Origin of the sequence: Diaphorobacter sp. HDW4B, from assembly GCF_011305535.1 — a bacterium.
Taxonomy (GTDB): Bacteria; Pseudomonadota; Gammaproteobacteria; order Burkholderiales; family Burkholderiaceae_C; genus Diaphorobacter_A.
This window is the reverse complement of the sequence record NZ_CP049905.1, coordinates 2,472,090-2,493,095: the sequence shown is the minus strand read 5'-3', so window position 1 is coordinate 2,493,095 and position 21,006 is coordinate 2,472,090. Positions and strand designations below refer to the sequence as shown.

21 protein-coding genes are annotated in these 21,006 nt (G+C 63.4%); 10 read left to right on the top strand and 11 right to left on the bottom strand.

Annotated elements, in window-relative coordinates; all coding sequences use genetic code 11:
* Nucleotides 1-5 precede the first annotated feature (5 nt).
* Entirely contained in the window at nucleotides 6-938 is a 933-nt protein-coding gene (locus tag G7048_RS11560; protein WP_166068280.1) for a LysR family transcriptional regulator, read from the top strand.
* Nucleotides 939-953: 15 nt separating this feature from the next.
* Here G7048_RS11560 and cueR read toward each other — a convergent pair whose 3' ends face one another.
* Together cueR and G7048_RS11550 are read right to left on the bottom strand one after the other, a co-directional pair.
* On the bottom strand, nucleotides 954-1,415 hold the full coding sequence (cueR, locus tag G7048_RS11555) for a Cu(I)-responsive transcriptional regulator (RefSeq protein WP_166068279.1): 462 nt from the start codon (nucleotides 1,413-1,415) through the stop codon (nucleotides 954-956).
* Nucleotides 1,412-1,609, bottom strand: coding sequence for a heavy-metal-associated domain-containing protein (locus tag G7048_RS11550; RefSeq protein WP_166068278.1), 198 nt, complete (start codon nucleotides 1,607-1,609; stop codon nucleotides 1,412-1,414). The genes cueR and G7048_RS11550 overlap by 4 nt, the downstream gene beginning before the upstream one ends.
* 205 nt (nucleotides 1,610-1,814) lie before the next feature.
* Here G7048_RS11550 and G7048_RS11545 point away from each other — a divergent pair, with 205 nt between their 5' ends.
* The 4 genes from G7048_RS11545 to G7048_RS11530 all read left to right on the top strand — a co-directional run bounded on the left by G7048_RS11545 (nucleotide 1,815) and on the right by G7048_RS11530 (nucleotide 4,448).
* Nucleotides 1,815-2,621 (top strand): quinoprotein dehydrogenase-associated SoxYZ-like carrier, encoded by an 807-nt coding sequence (locus tag G7048_RS11545; protein ID WP_240933250.1) that lies wholly within the window; start codon nucleotides 1,815-1,817, stop codon nucleotides 2,619-2,621.
* Nucleotides 2,618-3,601, top strand: a complete 984-nt coding sequence (locus G7048_RS11540; protein WP_166068277.1) for a quinoprotein relay system zinc metallohydrolase 1 — start codon at nucleotides 2,618-2,620, stop codon at nucleotides 3,599-3,601. Before G7048_RS11545 ends, G7048_RS11540 begins: the two co-directional genes overlap by 4 nt.
* 173 nt (nucleotides 3,602-3,774) lie before the next feature.
* Nucleotides 3,775-4,104: a c-type cytochrome gene (locus G7048_RS11535; protein WP_166068276.1), complete on the top strand. Its 330-nt coding sequence runs from the start codon at nucleotides 3,775-3,777 to the stop codon at nucleotides 4,102-4,104.
* On the top strand, nucleotides 4,101-4,448 hold the full coding sequence (locus G7048_RS11530; RefSeq protein WP_166068275.1) for an SEL1-like repeat protein: 348 nt from the start codon (nucleotides 4,101-4,103) through the stop codon (nucleotides 4,446-4,448). The genes G7048_RS11535 and G7048_RS11530 overlap by 4 nt, the downstream gene beginning before the upstream one ends.
* Here G7048_RS11530 and G7048_RS11525 read toward each other — a convergent pair.
* From G7048_RS11525 to G7048_RS11490, 8 genes are all read right to left on the bottom strand, one after another.
* Nucleotides 4,423-5,691 carry an NAD(P)/FAD-dependent oxidoreductase gene (locus G7048_RS11525; RefSeq protein ID WP_166068274.1) on the bottom strand — a complete coding sequence of 423 codons (1,269 nt, stop codon included), beginning with the start codon at nucleotides 5,689-5,691 and terminating at the stop codon, nucleotides 4,423-4,425. The two genes, G7048_RS11530 and G7048_RS11525, sit on opposite strands and share 26 nt — an antisense overlap.
* On the bottom strand, nucleotides 5,691-6,071 hold the full coding sequence (locus G7048_RS11520) for a hypothetical protein (RefSeq protein ID WP_166068273.1): 381 nt from the start codon (nucleotides 6,069-6,071) through the stop codon (nucleotides 5,691-5,693). The genes G7048_RS11525 and G7048_RS11520 overlap by 1 nt, the downstream gene beginning before the upstream one ends.
* Complete coding sequence (pqqD, locus tag G7048_RS11515; protein WP_166068272.1) at nucleotides 6,055-6,312, bottom strand: pyrroloquinoline quinone biosynthesis peptide chaperone PqqD; 258 nt, start codon at nucleotides 6,310-6,312, stop codon at nucleotides 6,055-6,057. The genes G7048_RS11520 and pqqD overlap by 17 nt, the downstream gene beginning before the upstream one ends.
* 52 nt (nucleotides 6,313-6,364) lie before the next feature.
* On the bottom strand, nucleotides 6,365-6,835 hold the full coding sequence (locus tag G7048_RS11510) for a cytochrome c (protein WP_205750365.1): 471 nt from the start codon (nucleotides 6,833-6,835) through the stop codon (nucleotides 6,365-6,367).
* 5 nt (nucleotides 6,836-6,840) lie between these two features.
* Nucleotides 6,841-7,482: a pentapeptide repeat-containing protein gene (locus tag G7048_RS11505; protein WP_205750364.1), complete on the bottom strand. Its 642-nt coding sequence runs from the start codon at nucleotides 7,480-7,482 to the stop codon at nucleotides 6,841-6,843.
* A gap of 18 nt (nucleotides 7,483-7,500) precedes the next feature.
* Nucleotides 7,501-9,384: a methanol/ethanol family PQQ-dependent dehydrogenase gene (locus G7048_RS11500; RefSeq protein WP_166068270.1), complete on the bottom strand. Its 1,884-nt coding sequence runs from the start codon at nucleotides 9,382-9,384 to the stop codon at nucleotides 7,501-7,503.
* Nucleotides 9,385-9,571: 187 nt separating this feature from the next.
* The gene (locus G7048_RS11495; protein WP_166068269.1) at nucleotides 9,572-10,117 is read right to left on the bottom strand and encodes a cytochrome b; all 546 of its coding nucleotides are present in this window, start codon (nucleotides 10,115-10,117) and stop codon (nucleotides 9,572-9,574) included.
* Nucleotides 10,118-10,218: 101 nt separating this feature from the next.
* On the bottom strand, nucleotides 10,219-12,264 hold the full coding sequence (locus tag G7048_RS11490; RefSeq protein ID WP_166068268.1) for a sigma-54-dependent Fis family transcriptional regulator: 2,046 nt from the start codon (nucleotides 12,262-12,264) through the stop codon (nucleotides 10,219-10,221).
* Between the two features lie 382 nt (nucleotides 12,265-12,646).
* Here G7048_RS11490 and pedF point away from each other — a divergent pair, with 382 nt between their 5' ends.
* Nucleotides 12,647-13,180 (top strand): cytochrome c-550 PedF, encoded by a 534-nt coding sequence (pedF, locus tag G7048_RS11485; RefSeq protein ID WP_166068267.1) that lies wholly within the window; start codon nucleotides 12,647-12,649, stop codon nucleotides 13,178-13,180.
* 564 nt (nucleotides 13,181-13,744) lie between these two features.
* Here pedF and G7048_RS11480 read toward each other — a convergent pair.
* The gene (locus tag G7048_RS11480; RefSeq protein WP_166068266.1) at nucleotides 13,745-15,889 is read right to left on the bottom strand and encodes a TonB-dependent receptor; all 2,145 of its coding nucleotides are present in this window, start codon (nucleotides 15,887-15,889) and stop codon (nucleotides 13,745-13,747) included.
* 458 nt (nucleotides 15,890-16,347) lie between these two features.
* Here G7048_RS11480 and G7048_RS11475 point away from each other — a divergent pair, with 458 nt between their 5' ends.
* The 4 genes from G7048_RS11475 (at nucleotide 16,348) to G7048_RS11460 (ending at nucleotide 21,000) form a co-directional block, all read left to right on the top strand.
* Complete coding sequence (locus G7048_RS11475) at nucleotides 16,348-18,597, top strand: cation-translocating P-type ATPase (RefSeq protein WP_166068265.1); 2,250 nt, start codon at nucleotides 16,348-16,350, stop codon at nucleotides 18,595-18,597.
* Nucleotides 18,598-18,744: 147 nt separating this feature from the next.
* Nucleotides 18,745-19,389: a YjfI family protein gene (locus tag G7048_RS11470; RefSeq protein ID WP_166068264.1), complete on the top strand. Its 645-nt coding sequence runs from the start codon at nucleotides 18,745-18,747 to the stop codon at nucleotides 19,387-19,389.
* Between the two features lie 58 nt (nucleotides 19,390-19,447).
* Nucleotides 19,448-20,152 carry a PspA/IM30 family protein gene (locus G7048_RS11465; RefSeq protein WP_166068263.1) on the top strand — a complete coding sequence of 235 codons (705 nt, stop codon included), beginning with the start codon at nucleotides 19,448-19,450 and terminating at the stop codon, nucleotides 20,150-20,152.
* A 176-nt stretch (nucleotides 20,153-20,328) separates the two neighbouring features.
* Nucleotides 20,329-21,000 carry a ubiquinone biosynthesis protein UbiH gene (locus G7048_RS11460; RefSeq protein WP_166068262.1) on the top strand — a complete coding sequence of 224 codons (672 nt, stop codon included), beginning with the start codon at nucleotides 20,329-20,331 and terminating at the stop codon, nucleotides 20,998-21,000.
* Nucleotides 21,001-21,006: the final 6 nt, after the last annotated feature.

Genomic DNA, 21,006 nt, shown 5'->3' with positions numbered 1-21,006 from the left:
CGCTTATGGCTATGAATATCAAATATCGCGCGGTGAAAGCCTTCCTGCTGGTGGCCGAAAGCCGCTCGTTCACCCATGCCGCAGGCGCTCTGGGCGTGACGCAGCCCTCGCTTTCGGCGCTGATTCAGGATCTGGAAGACACGCTGGGCCTGAAGCTGCTGGAGCGATCCACGCGCAATGTCACGTTGACCGAGGCGGGCGAGGAGTTTCTGCTGCGCATCCAGCGCCCGGTGTCCGACGTGGAAGAGGCCTATCGCAGCGCGCTCGATCTCTCGGCCGCGCGGCGCGGAACGGTGATCGTGGCAGCCTTGCCTTCTGCCGCGTTTGGTCTGGTGCCGCATGCATTGGCCAAACTGCGCGTGGCACATCCCGCATTGCAGGCGCGGGTGATCGAGGCGCACACCGACGAGCTGCTGCAGATGCTGCGCACCAATCAGGTCGAATGCGCCATCGGCCCACTGTCGGAAGCCGCGTCGGATCTGCATTTCGAGCCCTTGCTGACCGATGGCTACTACGCCATTTTTTCGCACGGGCATCCGCTCGAAAAGCGAAAACGCATCCGCTGGGAACAGCTGCTGGCACACGACCTGGTGCTGCTCGCGCAGGGCTCCAACGCACGCCAGCAGTTCGATCAGGGCCTGCAGACGGGCATAGCCTCGGCCGAGTCCGTGGCGCCGCGATATGACGTCACGCACATCATCACGGCAGCATCGATGGCGAGACAGGGTCTGGGCGTCGCGCTGCTGCCGAGATTGGCTTTGCCCGAATTGAACCTCGATGGACTCGTCGCCCGCCCGATCTCCGCCCCGAACGCCCGCAGAAACATTGGCCTGATGCACCGCCGCGACCGCGTGCTGGGCCCCGCCACGCGCTACTTCATCGAGCAATTGCGCGGGGTGATCGGGGAGGTGGAGAGGGGGTTGTTGCCGTTGGATTGAGGCGGGGGCGTTCGTTCAGTGCTTGTGCAGCGCTTCCGGCGGGCTCGCCAGATCATCCAGGATCGGGCAATCGGGGCGGTCGTCGCCGTGGCAGCAGTGAACCAGGGACTGCAGGCTGCGCTGGATGGCTTGCATGGCGGCGATGCGTTCTTCGAGGTTGGCGATGTGGGCCTGGGCCACTTTCTTGACTTGGGCGCTGGCGCGTTCCTTGTCTTTCCACAGGCCGAGCAGGGTGGCGATTTCTTCCATCGAGAAGCCGAGATCGCGCGAGCGGCGGATGAAGCGCAGGGTGTGGACGTCGGCTTCGGTGTACTGGCGGTAGCCGCTGTCGGTGCGCGCCACTTCGGGCAGCAGGCCCAGCGATTCATAGTGGCGCACCATGCGTGCCGAGACACCGGCACGCTCGGCGGCCACGCCGATCGCCACGGGCCAGTGGACCGGCTTGGTTGCGATGGCGTGTTTTTGCAGCTGCGTCATGCGGCGACGGTGTAGCCTTCTTCCTTGATGGCGTTGGCCACGGCGTCGCGCGATTTTTCGCTCTCCACCACGACTTGGCCGGTGGGCAGATCGACCTTGATGATGGCGTCGGCATCGACTTCGCGCACGGCGTGCACGACCGCACGTTCGCAGTGGCCGCAGGTCATGCCTTGGACTTGGAATGTGTATTGCATGCTGGTTTTCTCCTTTGGTGATAGCTGATGTACTGATGATGTACCTTGACACCATGTCAGAGTCAAGCAGGTTTTACCGGTTCCTTTCTGGCCGAGGTGTTCCAGCCTGGAACAGCTTTACATGAATCCTGTAGAAAACGGGGCTGGCATTGGTCTTGCAGCCCGTTGGCTGTGCCAACGAGACAATGCAAAGGGGACAACTGTGATGATGATGATGATGATGATGATGGTGCCGCGTCGGAATATCGTGTTGCTGGGGTTGCTTGGCGCAACCCATGCCTTTGGCCAGGAAGATCGCACGGGCGGTGATCCACTCGGCTCCATGCAATGGCCGACGCTGCGCAAGCAGTATCTGGGCGATGCGCCGGTGCGTTTCACGGACGAGGTGATCGTGCACACGCCGCCGTTTGCGGATGACGCGATGAATGTGCCGCTGCAGATCGACGCGCGCAAGCTCGCGGGCGTGGGCGGCGGGGTGCAGCGCATTCGGGTGGTGGTGGACCGCAATCCGGTGCGCGAGGTGCTGGATTTCGAGCCCATGCGCGCACTGCCGATGCTGTCGTTTCGCATGCGGCTGGAGCAGGCGTCTCCGGTGCGGGCGATGGTGCAGACGCGCGATGGACAATGGCATGTGGGCAGTGTGCAGGCGCAGGCCGCCGGGGGCGGTTGCACGGTGCCGGGGGCGACGCGTGTCGATGGTTCGTGGCGCAGCACGCTCAACCAGGTGCAGGCGCGGATTTTCGGCAATGTGATCGATGGCAGTCGCCGCCTGCGGGTGCGCGTGATGCATCCGATGGACACGGGGCTGGTCGCGGGCATTCCGGCGTTCTACGTCGAGCGGCTGGAGTTGCGTGACGCGGGGGGCGAGCTTTGGTGGCGCGTGGCGCTGCACGAGCCGGTGTCGGAGAACCCGCTGATCACTTTCGAGCTGCCGCAGGAAGGCCCGCAGGCGTTTCGTCTGCAGGGGCAGGACAACAATGGCAATCGCATCGATGCGGAGGTGAAGTCATGATCGGCAAGAAGACGGCCTTGGTTCTGCTGCTGGTGGGTGCTGCGGTCGGTGCACGTGCGCAGGTTCCGCGCCCCGCAGCGCCGAAGGTGGATGTGCAGACGCTTGACTACCGCCTTGAGCCGCGCCGCATTGCGGAGAACACCTGGGTGATCGAAGGTGCAGTCGATGATTTCTCGCGGGCCAATGGCTGCAACATCATCAACACCGCTTTCATCGCGACCAAGGAGGGCGTGCTGGTGATCAACACCGGCCCGTCGCGTCTGTATGGCGAGCAGCAGCGGCGGGCGATTGAAAAAGTGACGCAGCAGCCGGTGTTGCGGGTGCTCAATCTCAATCTGCATCCTGATTATTTTTTAGGCAATGCGGCGTGGAGCGACAAGCCGACGCAGGCGCTCAAAGGCAGCATCGACGGCATGAAGGCCGAGGGTGCGGCGTATGAGGACAACCTGTATCGGATCTGCGGCGACTGGATGCGCGGCACGCAGGCCACGCCCGCGCAGGAAGTGATCCAGCCGCAGACGATCCGTCTCGGCGGTCACTTGCTGGAGTTGCGCCGCATGCATGGTCACACGGCCGATGATCTGGTCGTCATCGATCAGACGACGGGCGTGCTGTTTGCGGGCGGATTGGTGTTTGCGGACCGCGTGCCGACGACGCCGCATGCCGACCCCGAGGCGTGGCTGGCGAGTCTGCAGGTGCTCAAGCAATGGCAGGACGATGGCTTGTTCAAATGGGTGGTGCCCAGCCACGGCCCCGTGCATGAGGGCTCGCGCGGCATGGAGCAGACCAGCGACTGGCTGCAGTGGCTGGTGGCCCTCATGCGCAACAGCGCGGAGAAGGGCATCGATCTGAGCGAGCTGCAGCGCACGCGCATTCCCGAGCGTTTTGCGGGCTGGGCCGCGCAACCGGCGGAGTTCAACCGCAGTCTGGCGCAGTGGTATCCGCGTTATGAACAGCAGGCGCTCTCCAAACCCAAGTGACCGTCGCTGTGCCTTTGTGTGGCTTGATCTGCGTCATTTTTGAACACTTTGGCTGTGTCATGTGACAGCGGCACAGCGGCTTCAGAGGGAGCGTGCCTGTGCAAGCGCATTGGCATGGATGTTGCCACTGCAAGGGGAAAGACAAGCTTTTCAACCCTTTCTGCTCCACGACTATGCGCACTGCTTTCATTTTCGGTTTCCTCATGGCTGGCGTGGCGGGTCATGCCGCTGCCAACGATATCGACGTGGCCGCCGCAACGGATCTGGCGAAGGCGACCGGCTGCTACAGCTGCCACTCGGCCAAGGAAAAGATCGTCGGTCCGGCCTTCGCCACCATCGCCGAAAAGTACAAGGGCGACAAGGATGCCGTGGCCACGCTGTCGCAATCCATCCAGATGGGATCGACGGGCAAATACGGGCGCATTCCCATGCCCGCGCATTCCAGCCTCAAGGCACCGGATCTCAAGCTGCTCGCCACCTTTGTTCTCTCGACCAAGCCATGAATCTGGATCAGGCACAGATAACGCAGCACCCGCGCACTTTGCTGGGTGCTGCATGGATGACCGTGGCGAACGCGGATGGGCCGCACGCACAGCATCTCAAGGCCCATGCGGCCTGCAAGCTGGGCTATCACCAGCAAGCGCGCACGCTGTGGCAAGGCCTTGCTGACGATGGCGATTCGGCGGCCTGGTTCGAGTTGGCCTGCATGGCGGAATGGGGACTGGGCGAGCCCAGCGACATGCAGCGTGCCCAGACGCTGTTTCTGCGCGCTGCGGAGCTGGGCCATGTGCTGGCCTGGGTGCGGTGGGCGGAGCTGAGCTTCAGCGGTCCCAGATATCCCGACTGATGGCCGCGTACCACGATGCGCCGTAGCGCGCCTCTGCTGCGCGAAACGCGTCATCCGCATCCATGGGGCTGATGCCGACGGAGTGTGGAATGTCCACCAGCCTGCCGTCCTGCGAGTGGTAGATGCCCGCCACGGAAATGCCGTAGTCGCGGCCCACAAGGCTGTAGCAGGTGTTGGCGTACATGGCGGTGGGGCGTTCCTGCCCGAGCAGATCGGCGGCGATGGTGGCGGCCACCAGCTTGCCCTGATTGTTGGCCGCAAAGCCGGATTTGGGCATGGGCCCGGCAAAGCTCGCATCGCCCACCACGTGGATGTGGGGGACCTGCCGGGACTCGAAATTCTCGCCCTTCACGGGCACCCAGCCGCTCAAGTCGGTCACGCCCGCGCGGTCGGCGATGAAGCCCGCTTTCTGCGGCGGAATCACGTTGAGCACATCGGCCTTGTGGCGTGCGCCGAAGACGGTTTCGACTTCCAGATTCGCGGCATCGACACGCACGACCTGGCCATCCTGCGCAATGCCCTGCCACTCGATCATGTTGCCGTACAAGGCCTTCCAGCCCTGCATGAACAGTGCTTTCTTCGAGAAGTTCTGCTTGGCATCGAGCAGCAGAATCCTGGCTCGCGGGTTGTGGTGCTTGAAGTGATGCGCCACCATCGCCGCACGTTCATACGGGCCGGGCGGGCAGCGAAACGGGTTGTCCGGAATCACCATGACGAAGGTGCCGCCATCGCGCATTGCCTCCATCTGCTTGCGCAGCAACAGCGTTTGCGGACCGGCTTTCCAGGCATGCGGTGCGCGCTCTGCAGCCGCTTCGTCATACCCTTCGATGGCGTTCCAGCGCAGGTCGATTCCGGGCGAGAGCACAAGGCGGTCCCAGCGCAGCACTTGCCCGTTGGAAAGCTTCAAGGTGCGCTGGACTGCATCGACATCTTCGGCGCGTTCGTGGATCACCTTCACACCTGCTTTGCGCAGACCATCGAAGCCGTGGCCGATGCTCTCCCAACTGCGCAGACCGGCGAGATAGAGATTGGAAAAAGGGCCGGTATAGAAGCGCTGTGCGGGCTCCACCAAGGTGACCTGAACCTGCGGTGCCAACTGCCGCAGATAACGCGCTGCCGTGCCTCCGCCAAAGCCGCCACCGACCACCACGATGTGCGCCGATTCGGCCTGCGCTCGCACGAAGGAGGGAGCAGCCAAAGCCGCCAGCGCGGTACCCAGCAACTGGCGTCGACTGCGCTGCATCAGCGTGCCTTTGCGCGCGTGGCGAACCACTGCGCGAGCGCTTCGATCTGCACGTCGTCATAGCCCTGCAGCAGCAGCGGCATGATGGTCGATGCTGCGGTCGCCTTGGCCGGGTCGATGGACTTGAAGGCGCGCAGACGGGTGAGCAATTCGTCGGCGCTGCGGCCCTGCAATGCGGGGATGCCGCCCGCATCCGACGTGGGCGCGTGACAGGTCACACAGGTGGCGGCGAGCACGGAAACATCCTGCGTGCGCAGCTTGGCAGACACTGCATTGGCCGCTTCGCTGGCGGATTGATAGGCGAACACCAGCACGAGTGCAGCGCACAGCATGGCGAGGATGCCGCGCACTTGCAGGAGCTTGTCAGATGAGCCAGCCACGGCGTGTTCCTTCATCTATCAGGGACTGCACTTGCGGCGCAATGCCCTCGGTTTCAAACAATTCTTCAAGCTCGCTGACGATGGCTTCCACGGTGTGTTTGCCATCGCAGCGGCGCATGATTTCGGCCGCGCTGTCGTTGAGCTGCACGGCCCCCTCAGGCGAGTGCAGCGTCCAGACGGATTGCGCAGGCTCGTATTGCATGCGCAGGTGTTGTGAGAGAAGAGGCTGAGCGGTATTCATGATCTGGCGGACGGACTTCAGCGGCCTGTGTGGACCGCTTTTTCTTCTTTTTTTATTTCGGTGCGGTCTCCACAAAGCTGCGAATCGACCAGACCACATCCGGTGTCAAAACGCCTTCCCATGGGGGCATGTGAACGATGCCGAATTTCTGCTTTCCGTAGCGCACCGATTTGATGAAGAACGCATCGGCATCGCCCATGCAGCGCGTGCGCAGGGCCTCGTCCTGAATGCGTCTGCAGCCAAGGCCCATACGGCGCAGGTCGGGCGCGGGCGAGCGCGAACCGTTGGCGTCCGCACCATGGCATTGCGCGCAGGCCTGATTGAAGGCGCTGCGGCCGATGACGGCAGCTTCCTTGTTGCTGCGCAGTGGGTTGGGCTCATCCCAGGTCTTGGCGGACGCGGGCAGCGATGCGGTATCGACCAGCGGCTTGACGACTTCGTAGGCCTGCGCGGCGTGGGCCGTGAGCAGCGAAGCGGCAAGCGTGGCCATGATCCGCAGTGACTTGCGCAGTGGCGTCTTCATGATGATCACTCCCATTCTTTCTTGCAGCCCTTGCAGCCTTCCATGTTCGATTCGTGGAACAGCGTGTAGCGCACGAAGTTGCCTTCGAACACGGCGTCCTTCAGATTGGTGGCCGCGAGCTTGGCTTCTTGCAGATCATTCGAGATGAACTTGGTGCCGACGAACCATGCGTGATTGAAGCGCGCCATTTCAAGGTTGGAGCCGATGAACTCCGCGCCGGAAAAATCGGATCGCATCAAACGCGCACCTTCGAGATCGGCACCGATGAAGCGGGCGTTCTTGAAGTCGGTGTTGGCGGCTGTGGCCTTGGACAGGCGTGCTCCGGTGAGGTTCGCTCCTTCGAGATTGGCCGCCGCGAGATTCGCGCCGCGCAGGTCGGCGCGTGTCAGGTCGGCTCCGCGCAGATCGGAACCTGCCAGGTTCTTGCCGACCAGATCGGCATGTCGCAGGTCCGCGCCGGGGCAGCGCGTGTAGGGCCAGATGGGGCAGCCGTTGATGATCTGCGGTTCGTTGGATGCCGGCGTGGCGAAATCCGCTGCATTGCCGGATGCCTTGTCGCCGGGTGTCTGTGCCGATGCCGTGACACTGACCATACCGGTCAGTGTCACGGCTGCGCACGTGAGGATGAGCGCAGCTGTTTTTCTCATGTCGATCTGCGGTGTGGGTTACTTGCTGGCCACTTGCTTGGGCAGCTTGAAGACCCACATCGAGCCGCCTTGCGTGACTTGCTTGGTCAGCTCGGCCATGTCGCCACCCCACAGCGGCACGGCACCGCCGTAGCCGGACTGGATGCCGACGTATTGCTCGCCGTCCATCTGCCAGGTGATCGGCACCGAGACCACGCCGGAGCCGGTCTGGAACTTCCACAGCTCCTTGCCGGTCTTGGAGTCGAACGCTTTCACGTAGCCGTCGGACGTGCCGGTGAACAGCAGATTGCCTGCCGTGGTGAGCGTGCCGGCCCACAGCGGGAACTGCTCCTTGTGTTCCCATGCGATCTTGCCGGTCTGCGGGTTGATGGCGCGCAGGATGCCGACGTGGTCGTCATGCAGCTTCTTGATGCGGAAGCCCTGACCCAGATAGGCCGCGCCCGGCTTGTAGGTGATCTGCTCCGACCAGTAGTCCATCGCCCAGTGGTTGGCGGGGATGTAGAACAGGCCGGTGTCGGGGCTGTAGCTCATCGGCATCCAGTTGGTGCCGCCCAGGAACGGTGGCGACACGAAGATGCTGTCGCCCTTTTCCTGGCCTTCCTTGGGCTCTGGCGGACGGTTGTTCTTCTCGATCGGCAGGCCGGTCTTCAGGTCGAAGCCCGAAGCCCAGGTGATGCCGTCCACGAATGGCCAGGCGTTGATGATGGCGTTCTGTTTCCATGGATGGCCACCGTCGGCCTTGGCGAGCTTTTCGCGGTCGGTCACGAAGAAGAAGCCATTGCGGTCGGCGTGCGCGGAGGCCTTGACGGTCTTGCCGGTGGCCTTGTCCTTGTAGTCGAACAGCAGCACGGAGTTGTTGCCCGAGAAGTCCCATGCATCGTTGGGCGTGTGCGAGAAGAAGCCCTTGAGCTTGCCGGTCGTCGGGTCGATGTAGGCCTGGCCCGAGGTGTAGAGACTGGGCCAGTTGCGTGGATCGTCGCCCTTGGCGGTGCGCTTCCAGGTGTTCCATGGCGCGGGGTTGCCGGTGCCGACGACGATGGTGTTGGTCTCCACGTCGAACGATGGTGTCTGCCACGGTGCGCCGCCGCCCTGGCTCCAGGCTTCTGCCTTGCCGGTGGGGGAGTTGGGGTCGTTGGGCCAGGTCGGTGCCTTCGGGTCGCCGGTGGGCGTGCTGGGTTCGCCGTTCAGACGGCCGACATGGCCTTCGACCAGCGGACGTGCCCAGATTTCCTTGCCGGTGTCGGGATCGCGTGCGTAGAGGTAGCCGACCACGCCGAATTCGTCACCCGACGAGCCGTGCACCAGCAGCACCTTGCCGGTCTTCTGGTCCTTGATGATGAAGGGCGCGCCGGTCATGGTGTAGCCGACCTTGTGATCGCCGAACTTCTCGTTCCACACGACCTTGCCGGTGGTGCGATCGAGCGCGATCACGCGGGCGTCCAGCGTGCCGAAGTAGACCTTGTCGCCATAGATCGCAGGGCCGCGGTTGACCACGTCGCAGCAGGGGCGGATGTCTTCGGGCAGGCGATGCTCGTAGGTCCACAGGCGCTTGCCGCTGCGTGCGTCGATGGCGACGAAGCGCGAGTACGAAGCGGTCACGTAGACCACGCCGTCATGTACCAGCGCCTGGGCTTCCTGGCCACGCTGCTTTTCGCCGCCGAACGAGTAGCTCCATGCGGGAACGAGGCCGGCCACGTTCTTGGTGTTCAGCGTCTTGAGCGGGCTATAGCGCTGCGCGGTGAGGCCAAGGCCGTAGGAGAGCACGTCGCCGGGGGTCTTGGCATCGTTGGCGATGTCTTCCCACGAGACGGGTTTGACGGCGAAGGCGGGCAGGGCCGTGGTGGCGACGATGGCCAGACACACAGTGTTCAGGCGCAGATTGCGGAAGGCCGGTTTGGACATGGTGGTTTGCTCCTCGTATGGTTGTCGATGAATCGCAACCGGGCATCTGCAATACATGTGCCACGGTGTTCTGCGTGGTCAGCGGTGCGCTGGTCGTTCAAATGTGGAGCGAAGTGTGGCGCGCGGACTGTTCACTTACGGAGCACACGTGTGGCAGTGCTCCATGGGTGTTGCACTGAGTCGTGGTTCAGCGCATGCGGCGAATCAGTCCGTCCTTGAGGATGAACTGGTGATGCACGAACGCGAGCACGTGCACTGCGATGAGCAGCATCAGCGTGTAGACCGAGCACTCGTGCACGATGCTCATGAACGCCTTGGCGTCGTCCCAGCGCTCGGCAAGCTGGGGCAGCTTGAGGCCGAAAAAGCGGATCGGATAGCCCGAAAACACCGAGCCCAGAAAGCCCGACAGCGGCACCAGCAGCATGAACAGATACAGCAGACCATGGTTGGCCTGCGCAAGTCTTTGCAGCAGCGGTGCCATGGGCACGGCGGCAACGCGCGCGCGAGCGATGGCCCAGACCACGCGCGTGATGATCAGCAGACCGAGCGTCATGCCGATGGATTTGTGGATGTTGAACCAGTAGGCGCGAATGCCGCTCGCATCCTTGGGCAGCCCCGTCATCCACAGGCCAAGGCCAAGTTCGGCGATCAGCAATGCGGCCATGAGCCAGTGCAGCAGCACCGAGAAACGGTCGTAGCGCGTGTGGGTGGGGATGGGGGCGATGGTCGTCATGCGTGGTTGTCTCCGTGGGCCTTGTGGGCGAGGCACGCAGGCAGACCGTCGCCCGTCCGAGCGGTCATGTCGGACGGGCTGATTTCTTCGTCTGCGAAGCCTCAGTTCAGCAGGTCGGGAGGCAGCAGGTTCTTCTTGCGGTAGATGGTGTTGCGAGACACCCCGAGCGCCTTGGCCGCCGCCGACACATTGCCCTTGTGAGTCCGCAACATCTGTGCCATCGCGTTGAGCGTGACGTCCTGCAGACGCGCGCTGTCGTTGGCGTCGTCATCGCTCTTGCCGTTGGCCGTGGTGGCCGTGTGGATGACCGAGGCTTCGATCGCGATCGGCGCGGCGTCGCCGATGCGCAGCTCTTCCAAAAAATCATCGGGCAGATGATCGGCATCGATGGAGCCATGCTCGTCCACCATGACGACGGCGGTGCGCAACAGGTTGTGCAACTGGCGCAGATTGCCGGGCCAGTGGTAGCTGGACAGCAGCGTCATCACCTCGGGCGAGATGTCGATCTGCTGGCCGCTGTCGCACAGCGACTTGAGCACTTTCTTCACAACGACTTCGAAGTCCGTGCGCTCGCGCAGCGCGGGCAGGCGCACGACGAGGCCGTTCAAGCGGTAGTACAGGTCTTCGCGGAAGTCGCCGCGCGCGATCATGTCCTTGATGTTCTTGTGCGTGGCGCAGATCACGGTCACATCGACCTCGATCTCCTTGCTCGCGCCCAGCGGGCTGACTTTGCGCTCCTGCAGCACGCGCAGCAAACGCGCCTGCAAGTGCTTGGGCATGTCGCCGATTTCATCGAGAAACAGCGTGCCGCCATGCGCCTGCACGATCTTGCCGACCGAGCCCTTCTTGCGTGCGCCGGTGAACGCGCCTTCTTCGTAGCCGAAGAGTTCGGCTTCGATCAGCGACTCGGGAATCGACGCGCAATTCACCGCCACGAAGGGCTGGCGTGCGCGCGCGGAATCGTTGTGGATGGCTTGCGCGAGCAGGTCCTTGCCGGTGCCGGTCTCGCCCAGAATCATCACCGGAATGTCGCGATCGACGATGCGGCGCAGCTTCTGGATGACCGAGGAAATCTGCGCATCGCCCGTGTCCAGATACTGCAGCGACGACAGATGTGGCTTGCAGCGTGATTCAGCCGCTGGCGCTGCTGTGCGCAGTGGTTGCGGCGCGGAAGTGGGCGAGGCTGAACCATCGCGTTGAACGGGAGCCAGCGACGGCGGCGCCCAGGGACCTGCGGGTTTGATTTCGGTGCGGCACCAGACCGACACGCCGTTGTGCATGCCGAGTTGGCGCGGTGTCGATGCCGAGCCGCTGAACAGTTCGAACAGCGCGGACATCGGCAGATTGAACAGCGACGAGAACGTGTGCGCCTTGAGCGCGTGATACGACAGGCCGAGCTGGAACTGCGCGCTGCGATTGGCGGAGATGAAACGGCCATCGGGCGAGAACACGGCGATGCCTTCGACCAGCGTGCCGAGGAATTCGGGGCGCGAGTGGAAATGCAGGCGCACGGCCTTGGGAAAGCTGTCCGCGAACATGTGGTTCTCGATCAGCTGCGCCGACATGCGCACCAGCGCCAGCGTGTGCTGGTGGTAGCTGCGGTGATCGCCCGTCACGTCGAGCGCGCCGATCACCTGACCATGCGGATCGAAGATCGGCGAGCACGAGCAGGTGAGCGACTGGTTGGCGCTCATGTAGTGCTGACTGCCGTGCACGGTGATGGCTTCTTCCTCGCTCAGCGCGGTGCCGATGGCGTTCGTGCCCTTGGTCTTTTCCGACCAGTCCATGCCGGGCACGAGCGCGACCTGGTTGGCCTTTTCGAGAAAGTCGTTGTCGCCCAGCGAATGCAGCACCATGCCCTGCGCTGAGGTCAGCAGCACCATGCTGTGGGTGTTGGCGATCTGGCCGTACAGCGTCTCCATGATGGGCGCGGCGTGCTGGAAGAGAAAGCGGTTCTCGTCCATCACGCTGCTCATGTGGCCACGGCTGGGGCTGGAGTAGTCCGGCTCGTCATGCACGGCGACGCCATAGGTCTGCGAGCGGCGGTTGGCCTTGTCCAGCACTTCTGCGACGTGGCCATCCAGCGGGATCGGAGCAGCAGAAGCATTCTGCTGCGCAGGTACGCGAGTGAAGGATTCCGTGCTCATGTGGTGCTTGTCTCGTGTTGGGCTTGCAGGAGTGGCCTGGTGTCGGTGGGCGTTCACTTGTTCGTCAACTGTGGCGCCCAGCGCAGGCCACGCTTGCGGGCCTTGGCTCTTGATATGGACGGAATTCTCTTTATAGGCAATAGAGGCGGCAACTGGGATATCCCCAAGGCCGCGAGCCGCTGTAGTCCAAGTGGCAGTCCACTGCTCCAAATTGGGACAGTTCGGGATGGGCTTGATGCAGTTTGCAGCAATGGGGCCCGAACAGCGGCAAAGCGGCCCGGCGTGGCCTGCAACTTGCTTTGGAAGGGAGTCAAGCCGAATTGTTTTCTCTTTTGCTTTCTCGGAGCTTTCGTTCCATCCCCAATAACCGGAGACAACCACCATGAAACGATCATCTTCTTCTTTCACCTTCTCCTTCCCGCTCCCTTCCGCACCTGCGCAACTGCTGCTGCGGCGTGCGCTGGCGCTGGCCTTTGTGGCCTGCACATCCACTGCGGTGATGGCCCACGGCGACATGGTCCCGCAGGCCGTCGACACCAGCTCGCTGCCGCAGCTTGGCGAGAAGTGGCTGGAGTCCAACCCATACGACAAGGCCAGCCCAGCCCGCAAGGAGGCGCTGCGCATCGGCAGCTCGGCATACAACCAGAACTGCGCGCGTTGCCACGGGCTGGAGGCGCTGTCTGGCGGCATCGCGCCGGATCTGCGCAAGTTCGATGACGACTGCGGCGGGCTTGCCGATGCGGCCAAGAAGGCGGCTTGCTACAAGGAAATGGATGATTTCTACGTGGGGACGGTGCGGAGGGGGCGTACACGGGATGGGCGGGTGTACATGCCGCCTTTTGAGGGGACTTTGACGCAGGAGGCGATCTGGGCGGTTCGGTCTTATCTTGAAGATCGTCGGGATTCGACGAAGTGATTCTTTTGTTTGACGGAGTCTTTGAGGCTCCGTTTTTTTGCTTCTGCTAGGTGGTTGATTTCGGGTGCCGGGAGTTCGCCCCGGCGGGCGAGTAACTTTTTGCTTGCGCCAAAAAGTCACCAAAAAGCGCTTTGAATTCGGGGTCACACGATAGAACTCACTTTGCGCCGTAGGCGCTCCGTTCGGGCAACTATCGTGAGTCAGAGCAAAAGCTGGGGAGGGGGCTGCTGCATTCTGCGATGCAGCAGCGGAGGCGCAAGTCTCGCGACGGAATGATCTTGGTTGTCGCGCGCGTTGAGTCGAGTCTCATCGAATTCGTCACAGTGCTTATGCATAGGCATCTCGCGTCGTCGCGAGATGCAGCACGAGCAACGCGAAGTGCCGTGACACACCTCTTATGAAAAATCTGACTCACGATAGTTGCCCGAACGGAGCGCCTTGGCGCGCAGTGAGTTCTATCGTGGGTATTGAAAGCGCGCTTTTGGTGACTTTTCGCGCGCCAGCGAAAAGTTACTCGCCCGCCGGGGCGAACACCCGGCAAGCAAGCCCTGAAAAGCGCACGTTTCAGAATTGATAAGCAGCACTCATCCCCACCATCCACTGCCTCCCCGTAGCACTCTCATAAAACCGCCCATTCCCCTCGTTCACGATCACAGACCCCACGTATTTCTTGTCCGCAAGATTGTCCACCCGCGCAAACGTGCTGAGCTTCCACGCCCCGAAGCGCGCGGTGTAGCCAGCACTTGCGCCGAACACGCCGTAGGACGGGGCCATGACGCTGTTGCTGTCGTTGGCTGCGACAGAGCCGACGCGGCGCCAGTCCACACCGAGGTTCACGCCGGTGATGGGTTTCCAGTCGAGGCCGAGATAAGCCTGTGTCTTGGCCGTGCCTGCGATGCGTTTGCCTGCGGGGACGCAGGCGGTGCCCTTGGCGTCACAGAAGCCTTGGCTGAGGGTGGCGTCGAGCCAGGTGAAGGCTGCGTTGAGTTGGAGTTGATCGCCGAGTCTGGTGCTGTTGCTCAGCTCCACACCTTGGCGCTTGGTACGGCCTGCGTTTTGATAGCTGCTGCGGCCACCGGTGTTGTCGGCGACGACGATTTCGTTGCGGGTGCGGGTCTGGAAGACGGCGGCAGTCCATTCGCCGCGCAGGTGGCCATCGCCTGCGGCATAGCGTTGTTTCCAGCCGATTTCTGCGCTGGTGGATGTCGCCGGTTCGAGGCCGAAGTTCAGGCCCGGCTGGCTTGCGGGGCGGTAGGAGATTTCGTTGAAGGTCGGGGTCTCGAAGCCGCTGCCGAGCGAGGCGTATGCGTTGGCGCTTTCGTTTACTCGGTATTGCAGCGAGAGCAGGGGCAGCAGGCGGTGGTAGCTGGTGTTGCCGCTGTCGTCACCATTGCCTTTGACGATGTATTTGTCGCGCGATTCGAGTTGCACGTTGCTCCAGCGCAGGCCGGCCTGGGCGGTCCAGTCGGGGGCGAAGGTCCACGACGCTTGCGCGTAGGGGTCCACGTTGGTGAGCGTGTTGCGTTCCTTGCGGCGCAGTGCGCCTTCTACGCCGAGCGTGGTGCCGATGAAGTTGTTGTAGCCGCGGCGGTCTTCTTCGACGATGTTGGCGGCAAGGCCGACGACGAGGTTCAGTGGGCGCGATGCGAGTTCGCCGTTGTGTGCCCAGCGCATGTCCGTGCCGCCGTAGCTGCGCTGCAGGTCGATCACGCCGCCTGCGCTGGTGGCTGCGGTCTGTGATGCGGCGGGGGTGGACTGGTATTGCACGATCTCGCGCTCGCCCGCGTAGACCATGACGCGCAGGCTGTTGGCGGCGTCGATCTTGCGTTCGTAGGTGAGGCCGGCTTGCGTCTGGCGGGTGTTCTTGCGCGAGTTGTAGTCGATCGGGTTTTTGGCCACGGCGCGGGGATTGGCGGCCCAGTCGGCGGGCGTGAGGCCACCGGGGTCGAGCGCATCGACGGCGACATGGCTGGCCACCAGCGTGAGGTGGCCGCCTTCGCCGTTTTCGCCGATCTGGGTGTCGATGCGGGCGTTCAGCAGGTTCTTGTCAGCCGCGCTCTGGGCACGCCAGCCATCGGTGAGGTAGCGGCTGGCGCTGACCACGTAGCCGATGCCGTTGGCTTCGCCCTTGGCCTTGAGGCCGAGGCGCTTTTGGCCATTGCTGCCGAGCGCAAAAGTGCTTTCGACCTGCGGTGCGCCTTCGCCGCGCTCGGTGTAGACATTGAGCACGCCGCCTGCGGAGTTGCCGTACAGCGCCGAGTAGGGGCCGCGCAGCACTTCGATGCGCTCGGCGGACGACAGGTCGATGTTGCTGATCTGGCCCTGGCCGTCGGGCATGGTGGCGGGGATGCCGTCGACAAAGATCTGCACGCCGCGCACGCCGAACGTGGAGCGCGCGCCGTGGCCGCGGATCGACAGTTGCAGGTCCTGCGCGAAGTTCTGGCGGTTCTGCAGCAGCAGACCGGGCACGCCGGGCAGGGCTTCGGAGAGGTTGACCTGCCACTGGCGATCACGCGCCTTGTCGCCATCGACCACGGTGATAGACGCGGGTGTCTGCTCCAGCGTGGTGGGCGCGAGCGTGCTCTGGACGGTGATGGCGGGCAGTGTCTGCGTCGCTTGTGCGTGGGCTGCTTGGGCCAGTGCCAGTGCGATGAGAGGGCCGCTCAGGGCCGCGAGCTTGAACGGTGCGCGAATGGATACGGCGTGCATGGGGGGTTTCCTTGTCTCCGACGGGGCGGTGTAGTTGTTTCGCTGGCACTGCAACGGGTTACAAATACCGTGCCACCGCCCATCGGCATTGGATCAGACTGCTTTGCGCCACCGAACGCGGCGGGGCTGTTCCAGACTGGAACAGCAGTGCTCCAGATCGACATGGAACGGAGCAGAACAGCGGTGGTTTTCCGCTTTCTGATTTCTGCATCCCCAAACTCTGAACTCGGCAGTGTTCACTGAAACACGATCCCACCCCACAACGCCAAGACAGCCCTTCAGACGCGACGCGAGGCCGCAGACAGTACTCATGTACGGCAAGGCTTCGCAACAAAGTATGAAGGGCTGTATTGGCGCCTCAGCACGAATAACCAATCGAAGCCGCAAAGGCTTCGTAGACCCTAAGAAAAAAGAAACCGCTTGACCTTCACATGATGTGAGGCTTTAACTTCGAGGCCATGACTGATACCGCAACAACTTCCCCTGTGCTTTCGTCCGTCGATCTCGGCATCGGCGGCATGACCTGTGCGAGCTGCGTGGGCCGTGTGGAACGGGCGCTGCGCAAGGTGCCTGGCGTGCAGGACGCCACGGTGAATCTGGCGACCGAGCGCGCCCATGTGACCTTCGGCGCGGAGGTGTCGCAAGCCGACATCGACGCCATCCTGCGCCGCGCCGTGCGCAACGCGGGCTACGAGCCGCGCACGGTGGCCGAGCAGGAGGCGGATGAGGAATCATCCGCTTCGCCATGGGCGGGCTTCATGCCGGTGGCGATTGGCCTGCTGCTGTCTGCGCCGCTGGTGCTGCCGATGTTCGGCGATCTGTTCGGCAAGCACTGGATGCTGCCTGCGTGGGCGCAGTTCGTGCTGGCCGCGCCGGTGCAGTTCATCCTCGGTGCGCGCTTCTACAAGGCGGGCTGGCATGCGCTCAAGGCGCTGTCGGGCAACATGGATCTGCTGGTGGCGATCGGCACGAGCGCGGGCTTCGGGCTGTCGCTGTGGCTGTGGTTCACGGCGCATCCGGGCCACACGCCGCATCTGTACTTCGAGGCGTCGGCGGTGGTGATCACGCTGGTGCTGCTGGGCAAGTGGCTGGAGGCGCGCGCCAAGCGCCAGACCACGGCGGCGATTCGCGCGCTGCATGCGCTGCGGCCCGACGTGGCGCACCTGATCGGGCGCGATGGCGAGGTCGATGTGCCGATTGCCGAAGTGATGTCCGGCGACAAGCTGGTCGTGCGACCCGGCGAGCGCATTCCGGTGGATGGCGTGATCGTCGAAGGCTACACGCAGGTCGATGAATCCATGCTGACGGGCGAGCCGCTGCCTGTGGTGCGCGAGGCCGGTGCACCGCTCACGGGCGGTTCGATCAATGGCGATGGCCGCATCGTCATGCAGGTCTCGGCCGTGGGCTCGGAGACCGTGCTGGCGCGCATCATTCGCCTCGTGGAGGACGCGCAGGCGGCCAAGGCTCCGATACAGCGGCTGGTGGACAAGGTGTCGTCGGTCTTCGTGCCGGTGGTGCTGCTGATCGCGCTCGCCACCTTCATCGGCTGGATGGCGGTGGGTGCGGGGCTGGAGGAATCGCTGATCCACGCCGTGGCGGTGCTGGTGATTGCCTGCCCTTGCGCGCTGGGGCTGGCGACGCCCGTCGCGATCATGGCCGGGACGGGAGTGGCTGCCAAGAACGGCATTCTGATCAAGGACGCCGAGGCGCTGGAAGTGGCGCACAAGGTGGACACCGTGGCGTTCGACAAGACCGGCACGCTGACCGTGGGACAACCAAGATTGATAGCGTTTCACGTGGAACCATCCTTGCCCGAGGCCGAAATCCTCGCTGCGGTGGCGAGCGTGCAAAGCGGCAGCGAACACCCGCTGGCGCGCGCCGTGGTGAATGCGGCCAAGGAGCGCGGCATCGCCGTGCCGGAGCCGGATGGGGTGCGTGCCGTGCCCGGTCGCGGAACCGAGGGCGAGGTGGCGGGGCGCAGTTTCCTGATCGGCAGTCTGCGCTGGATGCAGGAGCTGAATGTCGATCTGGGCGATTTGCGGGTCGTGGCGAGCGATTTGCAGGAAAAGGGTGCCACGGTATCAGCCGTGGCCGAAAGACGCACCAGCGGCCTCGTGGCGGTCTCCCTGCTGGCGTTTGGTGATGAGCCCAAGCCGGGCGCGAAGGAAGCGCTGGCCGATCTGCGTGCCAAGGGCGTGCGCTGCGTGATGATTTCGGGCGACAACAAGGGCGCGGCTTATGCGATGGCGCGGCGCTTGGGGCTTGACCCGGACGCTGGCGAAGTCATGGCCGAAGTGCTGCCCGGCGACAAGGCGGCGACGATCGCGCAGCTCAAGCAGGGCGGCCATGTGGTGGCGATGGTGGGCGACGGCGTGAACGACGCGCCCGCGCTGGCCGCTGCCGACGTGGGCATGGCCATGGGCAACGGCACGGACGTGGCGATGCATGCAGCCGGCATCACGCTGATGCGCGGCGACCCCAAGCTGGTGGGCGCGGCGCTCGACATCTCGCACCGCACGGTGCGCAAGATCCGCCAGAACCTGTTCTGGGCTTTTGCGTACAACGTGGCGGGCATTCCGCTGGCGGCGCTGGGCTATCTGAGCCCGGTGGTGGCGGGTGCTGCGATGGCGCTTTCCTCGGTGAGCGTGATGACCAACGCCCTGTTGCTCAAACGCTGGACTCCCGGCAACAAACCCGGCAACCAGTAAGCCCACTCTTGCGCAAAAGCAGGAAGCCGCCAACAGTGGAGCGCTGTTGGCGGCTTTTTTGTATCAAAACACATCGTGTTGCATGGTTTTTAACCACTCGAAACAATTACATGTCATCATCACATGTAATGAATCTACAGTAGTGACATGGAAGAGAAAACATCGGCCTACTACCAGAGACTCCATCGCCAGCGCTTGCGTGAGCAGGGGCTGGTCAAGAAGGAGGTCTGGATACTTCCCGAGCACGGGGCGGCATTGCATCGGCTGGAAAAGCTCATGCGCCTGCCCACGGCTCCAGCGGGTTCTTTGACGTTGCATGACAAGGAGGAAGACATGGAAACAGGCTCTCACTCGTACTGGAATGTCCGCAGTCTCGCGGCTGACCTGAAGACCTCGGCGCTGGCCCAGGACGGCAAGCTGCAGGTCGAGGTGCTCGAAGGCGCCGACGCCAGCCTGCTGGTCACGCTGCCCGACTTTGGCGATCTGCCCGTGCACGTTGCGCTCTCGGGCGAGCAACTGGTGGTCGAGTCCTTTCTCTGGTCGGCCAGCGACGTGACCGACCGTGCGGGACTCAACGAGCAGATCCTGCGGCTGCAGAAGCTCTTTCCCTTCGCCACCATCGCGCTGGAGCCACTGGGCGCGAGCGGCGAGGGCTATGTGATGTTCGCCGCGCTGCGCTCGTCCGCCAGCAGCGACGACATCATCTGCGAGATCCTCACGCTGGCCGACAACGTGATCCAGGTGACCGAGGCGCTCGCGTCCTACCTGCCGCGCGTTGCGGAAACCGCCTGAGGGCGGCGGCGCGACGCAGTCCATCGTCATCCACAACCCACAGCAAAAGGAGTTCATCATGGCCGTTTGGAACAAGCTGGTGACCGCGCTGCGCGGTGCTGCACATGAAGCGGGCGAGGCTGTCACCGACAGCCAGGCGCTGCGCATCCTCGATCAGGAAATCCGCGACGCGGACAACGATCTGAACAAGTCCAAGGAAGCACTGGCCGAGATCATGGCCAAGCAGAAGCTCGCCGCGGGCAAGCTGCAGACCACGCGCATGAAGATCGCCGAGTACGAAGGCTATGCGATCAAGGCGCTGGAGACGAATGACGAAGCGCTTGCGCTCGAAGTGGCGGGCAAGGTCTCGCTGCTCGAAGCGCAGCGCGATGAGGAAGAGGCGCAAAGCACGGCCTACACGCAGAGCGTGGAAGAGCTGCGCGCCGCCATCAACACCGCGCAGACCAACATCAAGCGCCTGAAGCAACAGGCCGACACGGTGAAGGCCACCGAGAGCGTGCAGCGCGCGCAGGCCACCGTGGCCGGTCGCTACACGGGTTCGCAATCGCGTGTGCAGAACGCGCTCGATTCGCTCGAACGCATCAAGCAGAAGCAGGCCGAGCGCGGCGCGCGTCTGCAAAGCGCGGCGGAGCTTTCGCGCGAGAGCAATGAAGACGTGCTCGACGCCAAGCTGCGCGCAGCCGGCATCACCCCGCAGGCGGGCAGTGCGCAGACCGTGCTGGAGCGATTGAAGGCGCAGCAGCAGGCATCGAAATCCGCCTGATCAGCGCCTGATGCGCTTTCTGGCATCGTTTGCCGGAAAGCGAAAAAAGAGCACCGCCAAGAGTGCTCGAAAAGAAGAGACAGAACAACATCCCGATGGCCAAGAAAATGCTGACCTCGTGAGATCGCCAAGCGAGGCAGCGCCGAACAACATCAAACCGTTGAAGGAGGGTCTGCATGGCGGCTTTTTTGCAGTACGCACTGAGTTTTCCGACATTCATCTTCGGCATGCTGCTGCTGAGCATGCTGCTGTACTGGGTGATCGCCATCTTCGGTCTGGTGGACCACCACACGATCGATCATTGGGCGCTCTTCGATGGCAGCCATCACGCGCACGGCCCGGAAGACTCCATCGGCGCGCTCGCCGGCCTGCTGCTCAAGGTGGGCCTGGGCGGCGTTCCGCTCACCGTGATCCTCACCGTGCTGTTTCTGCTGTCCTGGCTGATCAGCTACACGCTCGCGCATGCCGTGCCGATGCCGCAGGGCTGGACGCTGCTGAACATCGCCACCGGCACCGGCCTCTTTGCCGCCGCTGCCGTGCTGGGTTTCATCGCCACGGTCATCGTGCTGCGGCCGCTGCGCAAGGTGATCGCAATGGTTGCGCCGCCTGAAGAAGCCAAGATCGTTCTGGGCCGCTCGGGGCTGGTGCGCAGCGCCATCGTCAATGCAAGCCAGGGCTACGGCAGCGTGGAAGACGGCGGCGGCGGGCTCAACGTGCAGATGCGCTCGTTCGACCGCGAACTGGCGCGCGGCACCGAGGTCGTGCTCATCGAACACATGAAGGAACACAACGCCTGGCGCGTGGTCAGCAAGGCCGAATTCGACGGCACCGAGCTGCCGCCGCGCTGAAAGTTG

What these genes read in the sequence shown, in the direction of transcription:
- G7048_RS11465 (WP_166068263.1), top strand. Translation starts at nt 19,448, where the DNA reads ATGGCCGTTTGGAACAAGCTGGTGACCGCGCTGCGCGGTGCTGCACAT.
- G7048_RS11510 (WP_205750365.1), bottom strand. Translation starts at nt 6,835, where the DNA reads ATGAAGACGCCACTGCGCAAGTCACTGCGGATCATGGCCACGCTTGCC.
- G7048_RS11560 (WP_166068280.1), top strand. Translation starts at nt 6, where the DNA reads ATGGCTATGAATATCAAATATCGCGCGGTGAAAGCCTTCCTGCTGGTG.
- G7048_RS11540 (WP_166068277.1), top strand. Translation starts at nt 2,618, where the DNA reads ATGATCGGCAAGAAGACGGCCTTGGTTCTGCTGCTGGTGGGTGCTGCG.
- G7048_RS11500 (WP_166068270.1), bottom strand. Translation starts at nt 9,384, where the DNA reads ATGTCCAAACCGGCCTTCCGCAATCTGCGCCTGAACACTGTGTGTCTG.
- G7048_RS11545 (WP_240933250.1), top strand. Translation starts at nt 1,815, where the DNA reads ATGATGATGATGATGATGATGATGGTGCCGCGTCGGAATATCGTGTTG.
- G7048_RS11460 (WP_166068262.1), top strand. Translation starts at nt 20,329, where the DNA reads ATGGCGGCTTTTTTGCAGTACGCACTGAGTTTTCCGACATTCATCTTC.
- G7048_RS11475 (WP_166068265.1), top strand. Translation starts at nt 16,348, where the DNA reads ATGACTGATACCGCAACAACTTCCCCTGTGCTTTCGTCCGTCGATCTC.
- G7048_RS11480 (WP_166068266.1), bottom strand. Translation starts at nt 15,889, where the DNA reads ATGCACGCCGTATCCATTCGCGCACCGTTCAAGCTCGCGGCCCTGAGC.
- pqqD (WP_166068272.1), bottom strand. Translation starts at nt 6,312, where the DNA reads ATGAATACCGCTCAGCCTCTTCTCTCACAACACCTGCGCATGCAATAC.
- G7048_RS11525 (WP_166068274.1), bottom strand. Translation starts at nt 5,691, where the DNA reads ATGCAGCGCAGTCGACGCCAGTTGCTGGGTACCGCGCTGGCGGCTTTG.
- G7048_RS11505 (WP_205750364.1), bottom strand. Translation starts at nt 7,482, where the DNA reads ATGAGAAAAACAGCTGCGCTCATCCTCACGTGCGCAGCCGTGACACTG.
- G7048_RS11470 (WP_166068264.1), top strand. Translation starts at nt 18,745, where the DNA reads ATGGAAGAGAAAACATCGGCCTACTACCAGAGACTCCATCGCCAGCGC.
- cueR (WP_166068279.1), bottom strand. Translation starts at nt 1,415, where the DNA reads ATGACGCAGCTGCAAAAACACGCCATCGCAACCAAGCCGGTCCACTGG.
- G7048_RS11490 (WP_166068268.1), bottom strand. Translation starts at nt 12,264, where the DNA reads ATGAGCACGGAATCCTTCACTCGCGTACCTGCGCAGCAGAATGCTTCT.
- G7048_RS11530 (WP_166068275.1), top strand. Translation starts at nt 4,101, where the DNA reads ATGAATCTGGATCAGGCACAGATAACGCAGCACCCGCGCACTTTGCTG.
- G7048_RS11550 (WP_166068278.1), bottom strand. Translation starts at nt 1,609, where the DNA reads ATGCAATACACATTCCAAGTCCAAGGCATGACCTGCGGCCACTGCGAA.
- pedF (WP_166068267.1), top strand. Translation starts at nt 12,647, where the DNA reads ATGAAACGATCATCTTCTTCTTTCACCTTCTCCTTCCCGCTCCCTTCC.
- G7048_RS11495 (WP_166068269.1), bottom strand. Translation starts at nt 10,117, where the DNA reads ATGACGACCATCGCCCCCATCCCCACCCACACGCGCTACGACCGTTTC.
- G7048_RS11535 (WP_166068276.1), top strand. Translation starts at nt 3,775, where the DNA reads ATGCGCACTGCTTTCATTTTCGGTTTCCTCATGGCTGGCGTGGCGGGT.